This window comes from Arthrobacter mobilis (genome assembly GCF_012395835.1).
Classification (GTDB): Bacteria; Actinomycetota; Actinomycetes; order Actinomycetales; family Micrococcaceae; genus Crystallibacter; species Crystallibacter mobilis.
Window position 1 is genome coordinate 11,770 of record NZ_JAAZSQ010000018.1, and the last position, 12,269, is coordinate 24,038.

Annotated in this window: 18 protein-coding genes; 13 read left to right on the forward strand and 5 right to left on the reverse strand. The window is 67.1% G+C overall.

Annotated features, from left to right (window positions below):
• Window positions 1–567: GmrSD restriction endonuclease domain-containing protein (locus tag HGG74_RS21660; protein WP_246262950.1), on the reverse strand; the 567-nt coding region annotated here is incomplete at its 3' end.
• A gap of 124 nt (window positions 568–691) precedes the next feature.
• Between HGG74_RS21660 and HGG74_RS15740 the strand changes: the two genes are divergently transcribed.
• Window positions 692–916 (forward strand): hypothetical protein, encoded by a 225-nt coding sequence (locus tag HGG74_RS15740; protein WP_168487874.1) that lies wholly within the window; start codon window positions 692–694, stop codon window positions 914–916.
• Here HGG74_RS15740 and HGG74_RS15745 read toward each other — a convergent pair.
• A complete protein-coding gene (locus HGG74_RS15745; RefSeq protein ID WP_168487875.1) occupies window positions 913–2,643 on the reverse strand; it encodes a hypothetical protein in 1,731 nt (576 codons plus the stop codon). The two genes, HGG74_RS15740 and HGG74_RS15745, sit on opposite strands and share 4 nt — an antisense overlap.
• A 186-nt stretch (window positions 2,644–2,829) precedes the next feature.
• Here HGG74_RS15745 and HGG74_RS15750 point away from each other — a divergent pair, with 186 nt between their 5' ends.
• From HGG74_RS15750 to HGG74_RS15800, 11 genes are all read left to right on the forward strand, one after another.
• Complete coding sequence (locus HGG74_RS15750; RefSeq protein WP_168487876.1) at window positions 2,830–3,159, forward strand: hypothetical protein; 330 nt, start codon at window positions 2,830–2,832, stop codon at window positions 3,157–3,159.
• Window positions 3,160–3,168: 9 nt separating this feature from the next.
• Window positions 3,169–3,552, forward strand: coding sequence for a hypothetical protein (locus tag HGG74_RS15755; RefSeq protein WP_168487877.1), 384 nt, complete (start codon window positions 3,169–3,171; stop codon window positions 3,550–3,552).
• Window positions 3,549–4,103, forward strand: coding sequence for a hypothetical protein (locus tag HGG74_RS15760; protein WP_168487878.1), 555 nt, complete (start codon window positions 3,549–3,551; stop codon window positions 4,101–4,103). The genes HGG74_RS15755 and HGG74_RS15760 overlap by 4 nt, the downstream gene beginning before the upstream one ends.
• Window positions 4,100–4,285, forward strand: a complete 186-nt coding sequence (locus HGG74_RS15765; RefSeq protein ID WP_168487880.1) for a hypothetical protein — start codon at window positions 4,100–4,102, stop codon at window positions 4,283–4,285. Before HGG74_RS15760 ends, HGG74_RS15765 begins: the two co-directional genes overlap by 4 nt.
• A gap of 29 nt (window positions 4,286–4,314) precedes the next feature.
• Window positions 4,315–4,542, forward strand: coding sequence for a hypothetical protein (locus HGG74_RS15770; RefSeq protein WP_168487881.1), 228 nt, complete (start codon window positions 4,315–4,317; stop codon window positions 4,540–4,542).
• A gap of 43 nt (window positions 4,543–4,585) precedes the next feature.
• Window positions 4,586–5,062 carry a hypothetical protein gene (locus HGG74_RS15775; RefSeq protein ID WP_168487883.1) on the forward strand — a complete coding sequence of 159 codons (477 nt, stop codon included), beginning with the start codon at window positions 4,586–4,588 and terminating at the stop codon, window positions 5,060–5,062.
• A gap of 189 nt (window positions 5,063–5,251) precedes the next feature.
• Window positions 5,252–6,100 (forward strand): metal-dependent hydrolase, encoded by an 849-nt coding sequence (locus HGG74_RS15780; RefSeq protein WP_168487885.1) that lies wholly within the window; start codon window positions 5,252–5,254, stop codon window positions 6,098–6,100.
• Window positions 6,101–6,742: 642 nt separating this feature from the next.
• Window positions 6,743–7,348 (forward strand): hypothetical protein, encoded by a 606-nt coding sequence (locus tag HGG74_RS15785; RefSeq protein WP_168487887.1) that lies wholly within the window; start codon window positions 6,743–6,745, stop codon window positions 7,346–7,348.
• A 36-nt stretch (window positions 7,349–7,384) separates the two neighbouring features.
• Complete coding sequence (locus tag HGG74_RS15790) at window positions 7,385–7,864, forward strand: hypothetical protein (protein ID WP_168487888.1); 480 nt, start codon at window positions 7,385–7,387, stop codon at window positions 7,862–7,864.
• 59 nt (window positions 7,865–7,923) lie between these two features.
• Window positions 7,924–8,235: a hypothetical protein gene (locus tag HGG74_RS15795; protein ID WP_205762028.1), complete on the forward strand. Its 312-nt coding sequence runs from the start codon at window positions 7,924–7,926 to the stop codon at window positions 8,233–8,235.
• A gap of 7 nt (window positions 8,236–8,242) precedes the next feature.
• On the forward strand, window positions 8,243–8,746 hold the full coding sequence (locus tag HGG74_RS15800; RefSeq protein ID WP_168487890.1) for a hypothetical protein: 504 nt from the start codon (window positions 8,243–8,245) through the stop codon (window positions 8,744–8,746).
• Window positions 8,747–8,806: 60 nt separating this feature from the next.
• Here HGG74_RS15800 and HGG74_RS15805 read toward each other — a convergent pair whose 3' ends face one another.
• The 3 genes from HGG74_RS15805 to HGG74_RS15815 form a co-directional block, all read right to left on the reverse strand.
• A complete protein-coding gene (locus HGG74_RS15805; RefSeq protein ID WP_168487892.1) occupies window positions 8,807–9,541 on the reverse strand; it encodes a metallophosphoesterase family protein in 735 nt (244 codons plus the stop codon).
• Between the two features lie 189 nt (window positions 9,542–9,730).
• Complete coding sequence (locus tag HGG74_RS15810; RefSeq protein ID WP_168487894.1) at window positions 9,731–10,705, reverse strand: hypothetical protein; 975 nt, start codon at window positions 10,703–10,705, stop codon at window positions 9,731–9,733.
• Between the two features lie 907 nt (window positions 10,706–11,612).
• Complete coding sequence (locus tag HGG74_RS15815; protein ID WP_168487896.1) at window positions 11,613–11,783, reverse strand: hypothetical protein; 171 nt, start codon at window positions 11,781–11,783, stop codon at window positions 11,613–11,615.
• Between the two features lie 193 nt (window positions 11,784–11,976).
• Here HGG74_RS15815 and HGG74_RS15820 point away from each other — a divergent pair, with 193 nt between their 5' ends.
• Complete coding sequence (locus HGG74_RS15820; RefSeq protein ID WP_168487898.1) at window positions 11,977–12,249, forward strand: hypothetical protein; 273 nt, start codon at window positions 11,977–11,979, stop codon at window positions 12,247–12,249.
• The last annotated feature ends 20 nt before the right edge of the window (window positions 12,250–12,269 follow it).

Genomic DNA, 12,269 nt, shown 5'->3' on the forward strand with positions numbered 1-12,269 from the left:
CCGGGCACCCTTCTGCCAGGCATCGCTCAGGGGCACGACGTGGTCGATCTGCACGGCGGTGCTGGTGGCGTTGCCGCGGACGAAGTGGATGGTCGTGGCGGTGAACGGATCGGCCAGGGTGCCGGAGGTGACGATGCAGTTGTTGGTGCCGGGCCTGAAGGTCTCGCCGGTCAGGTCGCGGGCGAGGATGTCGTTGCGGGCATCGCAGCCGTTGCGGTCCGGGTCCTGCCAGCCGCTGCCGAACTCGTCGCGGTCATACCCGGTCTTCGGGGCACGGCCCTTGACCGGGATGGTCTCCAGCAGGGCCAGGGCGGTGCCCTTGGCGGCTTGCTTCTCCTTCTTCGCGGCGGCAGCCGCCTTCTTCGATTCCGCAGCCTTGGAGGGGCTCTCAGCAGCCGACGGAGCCGTCGTCTCCTGGGCCCGTGGCGTCCCGGTGGCCAGGGCTGCCGGCGGCGCGCCCTCGACGGTAGCTGCCCCAGATCCGCACCCGGCCAGGGCGAGGGCAGCGAGGGTAGCGGCGGCCAGAGACGTCCAGGCACGGGCGCGGGCGGTGCGGTGTTCGGTCATGGTTCCCCCAAGGAGTGCGGTGGCTTCCTGCCCAGCCTATGCAGGCACACCCGCTGATCGCGCTCCATGCCGCCGGCCCGGCGCGCCGCACACAGAAGGTCAGGATCAACTCGGGAGGAACGCCATGGGGCACCGCGAATGGGAAGAAGACAGGGTCAAACTGCCGGCTGCGGGATTCGCTTGCCTGCGCAAGGCCATTCAGGACGCCGACTCGGCGCACAAGGAAAAGGTCTCCGAGATGACCCAGGATTGCTGGAAGACCCTGACCCGCAAGGAGCAGACGGACTTGGACGTCTACAGAACGGCTCATCGCCCGTCCGGACGCTCCCGAGGAATCCGCGTTGCCTAGCTGACCTTGCAGGACCAGACACCGATTTCGTTCCCGCTCAGGTCCCTGATGGCAACAAACGTGCAGGTCCTCTTCGGCTTCCTGACCGGCTCGCGCTTCAGGTTCGGTTTTACACTCACCGCCGCAGACATCACCCTGCCCTCGGTGTAGCCATCGCGAACAGCGTACGCGCGCACCTTGATCTTCTGCCGGTCATAGCTGTCGGGGACCTTGAACGTGCTCCCGGTCCCCGGATACCAGGCGATGCCGTCGAGGTACCACTGGTAGCGGACCTTGGACGGTTTCGCCGCCCAGGACCCGGTGCTGGCGTTGAGCCTGCTGCCAGCCTTGAGCGTGCCGGTAATCTTCGGAGCACTGGTGGCCTTCAGCGGGCGGGCTGCCGGGCGGACAGCGCCGCTCTTCTTGGTCACCGTGACGTAGTTCTTCTTCGAGGCGGTGGCCTTGACGGAGATCTTCTTGCCGTAGTCCCTGGTCTGAAGGCGGTATCTGGCCTTGGTGGCGCCGGTGATCTTCTTCCCGTTTCGCAGCCACTGGTATTTCACCGTGGTGCCGGACAGCCCGAAGCTGGGCCTGGCAGTCAGCACCGAGTTGACCTTCCGGGTGCCGGTGATGGCTGGGGACTTCGCCTGAGACATGAGCCCGAGAGTGACCGAGCGGGCCGACGCGGTGGCGGTCACGGGCACGTAGTAGCGGGTGACGCCCTCGCGGCTGCCCCGGTCGTCCACGAAGCGGCCGTCAGTGTCCGTGTACTGCACGGAGATCCTTTTGCCGATGTCGGCCGCGGTCTGCACGTAGGTGGATTTGGTGGCCCCGGGGATGGGTTCGCCGTCGCGCAGCCACTGGTACTTTTCGTACCCCAGCGGCAGGGTCCGCCCGTCCAGGGCCAGCCGGCTGCCGACCCGGGTCGTGCCGGTGATGCGTTCGCGGTCTGCTTCGGGAACGTAGTGCAGGTCCGCCATGTCCTGCACGCGCACAGTGCTTTCCTGGGTCACCGACCACTCGTCGAGGTGGTCCAGGTACTCCCGGGCGTCGTAGAGGTCCCCGTCGTAGGTGACCTGATGGTCGCCCTCCATCGTGTAGGTCAGGCCCGCGGAGCCTGACTTGCCCCAGTGGTCGGTGGAGGTGAAGGCCAGCGGTTTGCCGGTGATGTCGTTGATCGGGGTGTGCCTGATCGGGGTGTTGACCATGCCGGTGGCCGCCACGCCGGTCTGCTCGTAGTACAGGCGGAAGGTCTCCAGGTTGTGCATGGCGCGGGCGGCGGTCAGGTTCACCGGGTTCTTGCCGACCGGGGTGGTGACGCCGGCGATGAAGGATTCCAGGCCTGGCGCAGAAGCGGCAAGCCGGGCCAGGTCGGGGACGGCCGCCGTGTCGTAGATGGCGATCCTGGCCAGGTTCGGCAGGGCGTAGAGGTTCTCCCACCCGGCGGCCGTGACGTGCCCAATGCGCAGCTCCTCCAGCGAGGCCGGCATGGCCGGGACGCGGGTGATGTTGGTGGTGACCCCGCCCCCGAGGTAGTTCAGGTCCAGGTAGGTGAGGTTGGGGTACTGCGTGAAATCACTGGCGCCCGTGACGCCCGTGCACCGGATGCTGGTGAAATCCTCCACGGATGCTTCGTGGCCGTAGCCCTCACAACCGCGTGGCAGCAGGTTCGCCGCCTGGGCCGGCAGAGCGGTCAGGCCAACAATGGCCAGGGCTGCAGACAGCGCGGTGGTGATGATACGTTTCACAGTTCCCCCGGTCGAGGGCGCGGGACGGCTGGCGGCGGCGAACGCCCTCTGGCCGCCGTCCGCATCCATCCTATCCGCGGGCATTCGCCCACGGGCGTTGGCGTGGCCGGTGAGGCGGGGACTGCCCGGCCGACTGCCGCACACATGAAAGCCGGTAACTGCCAATCCCCTACCCGAAGGGCCGCCATGCCAGCCGAATACACATCCAGGAAGCGGGCCCTCGGCCGTATTGCCGATTCCCTGGCCAGGCATCAGCCGGTCCGGCGTGAAAACGGACCCGGACAGACCTGCCGCAACCAGGCCTGCAACCGCGTCATCTTCCTGAACCGGCAGGACATCTACAACCATCAGGCCGTCGTGCTGGCCAACGACCTGCAGGCCGATCTGGATTTTATGCTGGAGACGGCCTTGGAGGATGCGGCAGGGAGCGGAGCCGAACCCGGGCACGAGCTGCTGGCTGAAATCCGCGCCGAGTATCTGGTGCTCGCCCCGGCTCCGGCTCCTGCCAGCAGCTGAAGGAGATTCATGCCTGACTTCATTACGATCCGCGAGACCATCGAATACACCGTCAAGCTTCCGGATAATCCGGAAGAGCGCGCCGGCTTCCAGCCCGACTACCTGGACGCCGGGGACGTCCGCTCCATCGTGAGGCAGGAAGTCCGCCGCTTCCACGAGCCGGCCTACGTCATCGGGGCGGACCAGGAGCGCGAGCTCCACGTCCTGTATGCCGACGGCGAGGAGGTCTACGCCAACCGCAGCTACGACGCCGTCTGGGAGCACTTCAAGGAAATGACCGGGCAGCCGGACCTCTACTACCGTGCGTGGGGCGACCTCGACGACCCGGACAAGTCCTGGAACAACCCCGGGGAAGCGCAGCCGGCCGACACGGGCGAGGAGGCGGCCCGGTGACCGTCTTCGAGATCGAAAACCTGCGTTCCGGCCGGCACCGCGAATGGCGGGTGAAGCTGACCAACGCCGGGACCGTCCCGGACCGGATGCGCACACACCCCGAGTTCGCCCCGTACCTGGCGGTCCTGTATGTTTCCGCTCCGCACGACGCAGCGCCGTTCAACAAGCTCAGCGTCAAGCTGTTCGGAAAAGACCGGCCGATGCAGTCCATGGACTACGACAACACCTCGCCCAACCCGGAGTACAGCATCCGCAACGCCCCGGCCTGGGTGAAGCAGCTGTTCGCCGACGTCACCGGTGAAGGGCACCTGATCAACCACCACACACCGGATGCACGGTGGTCCACCGAGGAGATCTATTCGCTCACCGCACCGCGCGACCCCGCCTACCCCGTGGTCGATCCGCTCCCGATGGAGCTGTGGCAGGACCGGGCCCTGCTCAACGGGCTGACCGAGCGCTCCGGCACCCGCACCGGGGACGCCGACCAGGTTTTGCTGGCCCTGGCCGAAATCCTCGCCGCACAGCGCGCGGCTCCGGACGCTGACCTGTGAGCCTGGACCGGGAGCTGCTCAGGATGGCCGACGACATGGACAACGCCATCGCCGGCACCCCGGAATTCATCGGCCCCGGCGGCATCCGGTTCAACGCCTCCGAGCAGCTCCGCTCCCTGGTGGCCCGGTACGGCACCGGAACGCCCTCCGCGCAGAAGGCCCCGGACGCCCCGCCCTTCTAGGCAGGACGCCTGACCCGAAAGGACTCCCCATGGCCACCCATCCCGCCGGCACCCGCATCGGCACGATCCGCCGGTACGACCGCAGCACCAAGGTCACATTCAGGTGCCCGGACCACCCCGAGAAGACCTGGAGGTCCAAGGACCCGCGCGTCTCGGCCTGGTTCATCGCCGAGGACGCCAATCCAGCGGAACCGCCGTGCGAATGCCCGGTCGACGATTACCTCACCACCGCCGAGTACACCGACAAGGCTGCCTGACCGGCCGGGGACGGCGGCCGCCCATGCCGTACACATGTGCGGCATGACCCTTCAGACCCATCCCCTTCTGGCTGCCCTGGGGCAGCGGCTCCCGAACCTGCAGCTGCGCGATGCCCAGATGCTCGTGCGCGAATTCGACATCCTCTGCCGCAGGAACCCCGGAAGCCCCAACCGGGACGGCCTGGCCGTGCGCATCACGAGCGGCCAGATCGCCAAGCTCTCCGCCATGCTGGACGCCGGACAGTTCGACGTGGGGCGGCCCTACCTCGACGCCGTTGATTCCATCGGCAGTCTCCCCGACCGCCTCGGCCTGAACACCGGCGGGGACGGAAACCGCCGGACCCGCAGCTCCGCCGAGCGCACCGCCAGGCAGATCGAGGAGGCCCTGGCCAAGCTGGCCCAGGCCGCCTGGGCATTCGACTATCTGGACGCTGCGGACATCGAGGCAGCAGTGCAGCTGTGGCTGACTGTCTTCCCCGAGGACACCGGGCTCATCACCGGCCTCTCCGAAGCCGCCTAGCCAGAATTTCCGCCATCGCCCGAAACCGGCAACATCCTGCCGGTCCGGGCGGTTTTGCTGCCCCGGGTTGGCCTGAGGCCCGAAACCGGCAACATCCTGCCGGTTCCCGTGCCTGTGGAGGCCCGTCGATGCCGCCGCACACATAGGCAGTGCAGACGAAGCACCAGCCCGAGAGGAAATCCGCCCGCCATGATGGGAGCACACCACGCCGCCTGCGGCGCCGCAGCCTGGGTCGCACTGACCAGCCAGGCCGAAGTCAGCCTGGCCGCGGTCCAGCAGAACGCCCCCTGGCTGCCCGACTCCCTCACCCTGGGCATGGGCCTGCTGGACCTCTCCCCCATGGGCATCATCACCGGGGCCCTGGTCTGCGCCGGAGCCGCCCTGGTCCCGGACGCCGACCACCACAACGCCACCATCGCCCACTCCCTGCCGCCGCTGTCCAATGTGGTCTGCGGGGCCATCGGCAAGGTTTCCGGCGGCCACCGCCACGGCACCCACTCCATCCTGGGCGTCATCGCCTTCGTGGCCGTCGCCTTCGTGGCCGGCCTGTGGGTGATCGACACCGACGCCTTCGGCGCCGTGTACGCCGGGGCCGGCATCCTCACCGTGCTGCTGACCGCGTTCGCCGCCAAGGCCCTGAAGCTGATGCCGGACCGGCTGCGCAAGACCCCGTGGGCGGTGGGCATCTTCTTCGGTGCGTTCATCGCCCTGTTCGGGCCCGAAGACCAGGGCTGGTTCGTTTTCGCCATGGGCGTCGGCGTGATCGTGCACATCCTCGGGGACATGATGACCACCGGCGGCTGCAACCTGGTCTGGCCCCTGTCCATCAAGCCGCCGAAGGCCGTGCAGAAAATCCCGTTCCTGAACCGGATCTGGCAGCGCAACGGCTACGTCTCGTTTCCCGTCCTGGGCAACGCCGGCTCAGTGCGCGAATGGTTCCTGCTCATCCCGATCAGCCTCTACGCCGCCGCCGGGGTCATCATGGCCACCGTGGACATGGGGCAGACCGGGGTTGAGAACATGATGGCCATGTTCTAAGCGGTGCGCATCCCATGCCCCCGGCATCGGGAACGGCCCCCAAAAGTGCCACCCGTGTCCAGAAAAATGGGGCGGTAACACCGGGATCCCTATTCCATTGCCACCGGACCGCGGGGTATTGTGTAGGACCCTGCCAGGGCCCGGGGCGATTACGGCAAGTACCGCCCGGCGGCCATGGAAAGCCGTTCAATAAAGGCCTCACCGTCGATGATGCCGTTCCAATGGAGGAACAATTATGCGCAAGTCACTTGCCGCCGCCGCCGTGGTGCTCTCCTCACTCGCCCTCGCGCCCCCGGCGAATGCAGCCAGCGAAACCGACCACGGCAACAGGCCGGGCACCAGCGATCACTCACTTTCCAGTGATGACAGCTTGGAGATTGCGCGGTCCGCAAGGCCGAGGCCGGTACCGCCTTCATCCCCCAGAGGGCTGGATAGGAGCCAGGTTGACCGCCCGGACCAGGCCAACACGCCACAGGTGGGCCCCGGTAACGCATTCTTCCATGGGAACCGTCCTGACAGAGGCTAGGCCGAAAGCCCCCGACGGGGGCGGAAAATACACGCTCCCGGACCTTCTGCCGCGGCCTTTTCGGGGTGCTGCCGTAACGATTCCCGACCCGACCGGCGAGGTGAAACGATACCGGCATGCTGAATGCCACCCTCGACCTGTTCCACACCGAGGACTCGCACGTCTCCGCCAGCCATGAAGCCTCCCAGGCCATCTGGTACGACCCCTCGGACATGACGCGGGACGACATGGACGCCGTCACCGACATCCGCACCTATGTGAGGCGGTACCACGAGGAGCGGGGCGAATTCGGCCGCGGCGAAGATGCAGGCGGGCCAACGGCGTGCACCGGCCGGCTCATCGACCTCCGGAAGGCAGGCGCCTTGGCAGCCCTGTCTGATGAGGACCTGAAGGGGCTGATCGGGGCGGTCCGGGGCAGCCTGACGGAGGGAACCACGCACCTGATCACCCTGGACAGCCTCAACCTGCCCATGGGGGAGCCGCGGCTGGAGACACTGCTGCTGGCCGCAGCCGCTTTCCTGGAGCACCACGGCTCGGGCCGGTCCTGCACCGCCTTCTACCACCCGATCTGCGAGAAGAACGGGGACGGGCTGCGGATCGAGTCCGGATCGCTGCGCCATGTCCGGCGCCTCGGGTTCAAACCGCACCCGGAGTACCCGCGCCTGTACTGGCGCCAGATCCGGGACTTCGACGCCGACGAGGTCTTCAAGGACGGCCTCTGACCCTGGCTGTCGCAGCCGGCAGGTACATTTCCGGGCATGCGGCATGCCCTCCTGGAGCGGTTCACGGACCCCGGCTCGGTGGTCCGCCCCTCCCTGGGTGTTGACCTGGACCCGGCCGGGGTCTTCACCCGGATCCGGGCCACCGCCAGGCGCCACCACCATCTCGGCGGGGATGAGCCGGCCGTCGAGCTGACCGCGTCATGCGTGCTGCGCGACTTCCTGGACGCGGCCGAACTGCGGCTTCAGACGCGGTCAGAGCGCTCCGGGCGCAGCTTCGTGACTGTATCCTCACTGAAGCTGCGTGACGGGCAGGTCATCCCCGCCGGGGACGGCACGGCCCACACCGACAACTGGCAGCACAGGACGGATGAGACCAACTCTGCCCCGGCGTTGTCCACGCACCTTAGCTGGCCCAATGACGGATACTTCTACCGCAACCATGGCCACGGCTACGACACGGAAACCGGCGAGGCAATCATCCCGCTGATCCAAAAGCCCTCGGCCGGCATCGGCTGACCGGCCGCCGGCGCCGGAGGCGGCTGCGTGAGGAGTCTCCGGCGCCGACCTCCCGGCCCGTGGACCGCACGACCTACCGCGGGAGCATTTGGAACCACGTTCTCAAGGACCAGCTTGAGGTCACCGAAGAGCAGCTTTGGGCCTGCGCCCACGACGGGGTCCTTCCCAACCGCGGACTGCCCGACGCACAGGCCGAAGCCGTCCCGCTGGCACTCGTCCGGCAGCTGATCGGGGCTGCCCTCCCCGAAGACGACGTGGCCGCCATGACGAAGGAGCAGGCGATCCGGGCCTCGGCCGACTACTGCATGCGACAGACAGGAAGCCAGTGGTTGGTCCCGGGAATCCACACGGGTTTAGACGAAGGCCCGTAAGGCCACCTTGCCCCGATTTGGCATCCGGACCATTGGGGCGCTGCAGCGCCACCACGAAGCCGAACAGGCCCGTACGGAAGCCGTCCACCAATCTGCCGCACTTCTGGCCGACTTCTCCGACCGCATGCGCCGCCTGCAAGTCGCCCCCATTCCGATCGGCTTCCATTACGACCTCGGCCCCACGGGGCTGCTCGGGCACCGCCGAGCCACGTCCTTCCAGCAGAAGGAGACAGGATGGGTGTTGCCTCGGAAGCTTGACGGCATGTTCGTTACTACGGCCGGGCGGCTGTTCAAGGGGCCAACGCTATGCGTCATGCGGCCGGGTCAGAAAAAGACCGACAGCCATCCGTACGTCAGCTTCCACTTTCCGCCGCAGAACGGCTTCGCGTTCTGCTTCAACCACACTCAGTCGAGTTGGTCGGCTCCCGAAACTTGGACTGTCAAGGAAGTTCAAGACGCGGCTCGCTACGTCGCCGATCTGGCAGCCGCCCTGACCGGGCACGGCGCTTAGAGCGTCCGTCCGGTAAACTTCGGAGCAGTCCGCCTGCCCGGACCCGCAGCACTCCCCGGCTCAGGCTGCGAACTCCTCTACGGCCAGGGTCTTCAGATCCAGGGTGACGAGGTTGCCGTTGAAAAACTCCTTGTGCAGGACGTGGACCCGAGTTTCCATGCCCGGCATCATGCCGGTGCGCCGCTGGTGCCAGTGCCCGGAGAACACCAGGGCCGGCTTCGTGTTCCTCACCGCGTCGCGGACCAGCAGGCGGCTGGCGTAGGAGTCCCGTTCGAGGGCCTCAGGCAGGTCGAGTTCGGAGATGACGTCGATACCGGCGGGCACCTCGTGGGTGATCAACACGTCCAGCTCTCCGTTGCCAAGCCGCTCCACGTCCTCCGGCACGACTTCCTCGCCTTCCCACCAGGTGGAGCCCAGCTTTCGAAAACGCCGATCGATACTAAAGGCGCCGCCCAGGGCCCCAAACCGGACCCCGTCCAGCTCCCAGCGGTGCCCGCGGGGCGCGTACAGCAGCCGGTCGCTGATGACCCCGAAACCGCCGGCGTTCAGTGCCAGGGCGCGCAGCTTCGGGTGCACGTCGTGGTTGCCGTCGACAAAGATCATCGTGATCCCGTGCTCGTTCAGGCGGCGCTTGAGGATCTTGGTGAACCTGTCGCCGTTGACCGCCGGCCAGAGCACGGCAAGGTCACCGACATGGACCAGTGTGGAGATACCGGTCTTCGCGGCCGTGCGCAGGGCCTTCTCCATCCACACCGTGTTGCCGTGCCAGTCACCAGCGATCAGGATCTTCGTCATGTCCTCACTATGCCCGGAGGGGCAGTTTCTGGTGCCGTGGTTTGATGGTGGGCCTGCCCACTCTGGAAGTGATCGAAGCGACTCGCACCGCGGGCGGCGGATGGACCAAAGCCCAACTGGCTCACTGGGGCGTGCCCTGGCCGCCGAGTAAGAAGCGCCGCCGCCGCGACCTGGTTGCATGACAGGCCGCTATTTACAAGAATTCGGGGAGGCGCCCGGAGGACTGACAGCGGCAAGGCTCGGACCCTGCCCGGGGTCCGCACCTTTTTCATGCCTAACCGGTCTGCTCTCCTGGAGCACATCCCTGAAGGCCTCCGGATCGGTCCGGGTGTAGCCGCGCATGGACGGGGGCGTGCTGCCGTAGCCGTGCCGTGCGGCCCGGGCCCGGGCGCTGCCGCGCCTGTACCCGCAGGCATAGTCAATGTCGGCCCAGATAACGTTGCGCCGCTTCACTTCGGCGATCAGCGCACTCAGCTCCTCGGAGGCCTGGCGGACGGTCAAGTGCTCCTCGATGAACTCCGCCCCCTTGCGCCGTGACTTCTGCCCCATTCTGGTGGCCCTGCCGGCGATTGCGGCCAGTTCACCCAACCGCTGCTTTTCCTCATTGGTCAGCTGCCCGCGCGGCAGGGCCTTCGGCGTGCGGCTACGCTTTACCGCGCGGTTGAATTCCTCGAACAACACCGGCGGCTCGATCCCGGAGGTGTCCAGGTCAGATTCGGCCAGCTGGCGCAGCCGCTCCCCCGTCACGTCCCCGATGATGTCGGCCAGCGTTTGGAAGGGCCAACCGGAAGCGTGGGCGAAGCGCAGCAGGGCGGTCAGCTTCCGCTCGGTGGCAGCCATCCGGGACCTGATCTGGTCTTCGGCGCGGCGGAACGCGCTCACGACGGAGGCGGGAAAGGACTCGCCGGCCCGGTACCGCGGAACCTCAAGTTCCGGGGCATCGGTGACCTCGGCCAGGCGGCGGATGCGCTCGGTACTGATACCCAGGGCGCCGGCGATGCTGCGCCGGGACCAGCCAGCGGCGTGGGCCGAGTTGGTCACCGAGGCCAGCTTGCTCACTGCCCGCGGGTCGAAGGGGTCCCTGGCCGCCCGGTATTCGGCGAAGGCCCGCCGGAGCATGGCCTTCTGCTTCTCCGGCATGAACGCCTGCTTCTTCTCCGACACCAGTCCGCCCTCCCTGCCGACTCAGCGGCAAGTTCGATAGTCGCAGTCCTGCATTGGCGCGGGACCTCGGACAAAGACACGTCCGTGGCGTCGCAGTCTGCTTCCCGTCGGCCTGCCCGGCTGGTGTCGACGAGGGGTTTTGCTCATTTCGCCCACGTTTTCCACTTGGGCTGAGGAGCAGGGCCGGAGAAGGCCGGTTTTCCGGTCACATGCTACGCTTCGGCTCTGCCGCCAGGTTCGCAAGCTCACGCTTCGCCTTCTGCGTAGCATGTGTAGGCAAATCGGCAAAATCCGGTTCCCACCTTTTCCGCGACCCGGATGCACTCCGGGCCGGCCCCGGTGCACCGGGTTCGCAGACAAACCTCCGCGTGATTCCGGGGCTTTTCGGCCTTTGGTCCACCAAACCACCTGCCGCACCGGGGAACACGCCAGTATACGAGGGAGGGTAAGGAAACAAACCGGGCCCATGTTGTTCCCCCTGCATTAGGCGAAGGGGTGCAAAACAGGTGTGCGGGGTGGCCCGCATTGGGCCACCTCTATACATATCTCTCTCTAATCCTTATAGAGAGAGGGTTCTATAGGGGGCCCCTTGGTCCCGGAACCGGGCCACCCACGGGTGGGGACCGGGTGGCCGGCGGTGCACCCGCCCGTTTCGGGCGTTTTCGCGCCAAGTCGTTCCCGGCGCCGCACATCCACCTCCCGGACGACGATTCGTTCGCCTGATTGGCGGGCAAGCAGAAGGGCACCCTGCCAGTACGGCGGGGCGCCCTTCTGCTTGCAGGACGGTCAGTCTGCGGCCAGGCCGCCGCCCTCGGCCTCGAACGTGCCCAGGATCGGCCGGGCCATCAGCCCAGGCCTTCGATGGTGTCGGGGACAACGAAGTCGGAGACCAGGGCCTCGGCCTGCTTCAGGCGGACCTGCTCGACCTGGGCGAGGATCTCCGGGAGGCGTTCCAGACAATCGGGGTCATGTTGGAAAGCAGCTTCTCCCTGGCGGCCAGATTCAGCGAGCTGAGCGTGCCGGCGCCCTCGATGGATGTCAGGACAGCGTCCGCGGCCTTATGCATGATAGCGGTCATGTCGAGGTCTTCGCGTGGGATCATGTTTTCCCATGTGTGCGGAGGGTCCGGGCCCGCTCACCGCTTCCGGATGCATCGCAGGAGCAGGGGCAATGCCGTGTCCTTCCGGCGTGCCGGCGGAATTGCCATCGAAGACCCGCAGGCAGGCCCGGAACCGTAGCCGCACGGCGCGCCGGTGTGACACCCTTCCGCTATGCCGTTCTATCTCGAGTACGTGGTCCACGGAGTCACTGAGATCCGCTCCGCCGTGCCGGGCGAGACGCTTGAGGAGGCCACAGCGGCGGCCACCGGCATGCTCCGGGAGGCAGGCTGCCAGGCTGGAGTGGTGCGCTGGTGTATTCAACCTGACGAAGAGCCCGGCACCGGGGAAATCGTGGCCGCCTATGAGGAGGGTACTGGCTGGTCCACCGGCGGGTCCGGACCGGACCAGGAGCCGAACCCCGCCGAATGGAACCACCCGGACTAGGCCCGGACAGCATAAGGGCG

Excerpts from the sequence above, each read along its gene's own strand:
- HGG74_RS15775 (WP_168487883.1), top strand. The coding sequence starts at position 4,586 with ATGACCCTTCAGACCCATCCCCTTCTGGCTGCCCTGGGGCAGCGGCTC.
- HGG74_RS15740 (WP_168487874.1), top strand. The coding sequence starts at position 692 with ATGGGGCACCGCGAATGGGAAGAAGACAGGGTCAAACTGCCGGCTGCG.
- HGG74_RS15820 (WP_168487898.1), top strand. The coding sequence starts at position 11,977 with ATGCCGTTCTATCTCGAGTACGTGGTCCACGGAGTCACTGAGATCCGC.
- HGG74_RS15805 (WP_168487892.1), bottom strand. The coding sequence starts at position 9,541 with ATGACGAAGATCCTGATCGCTGGTGACTGGCACGGCAACACGGTGTGG.
- HGG74_RS15780 (WP_168487885.1), top strand. The coding sequence starts at position 5,252 with ATGATGGGAGCACACCACGCCGCCTGCGGCGCCGCAGCCTGGGTCGCA.
- HGG74_RS15750 (WP_168487876.1), top strand. The coding sequence starts at position 2,830 with ATGCCAGCCGAATACACATCCAGGAAGCGGGCCCTCGGCCGTATTGCC.
- HGG74_RS15770 (WP_168487881.1), top strand. The coding sequence starts at position 4,315 with ATGGCCACCCATCCCGCCGGCACCCGCATCGGCACGATCCGCCGGTAC.
- HGG74_RS15755 (WP_168487877.1), top strand. The coding sequence starts at position 3,169 with ATGCCTGACTTCATTACGATCCGCGAGACCATCGAATACACCGTCAAG.
- HGG74_RS15785 (WP_168487887.1), top strand. The coding sequence starts at position 6,743 with ATGCTGAATGCCACCCTCGACCTGTTCCACACCGAGGACTCGCACGTC.
- HGG74_RS15815 (WP_168487896.1), bottom strand. The coding sequence starts at position 11,783 with ATGACCGCTATCATGCATAAGGCCGCGGACGCTGTCCTGACATCCATC.
- HGG74_RS15790 (WP_168487888.1), top strand. The coding sequence starts at position 7,385 with ATGCGGCATGCCCTCCTGGAGCGGTTCACGGACCCCGGCTCGGTGGTC.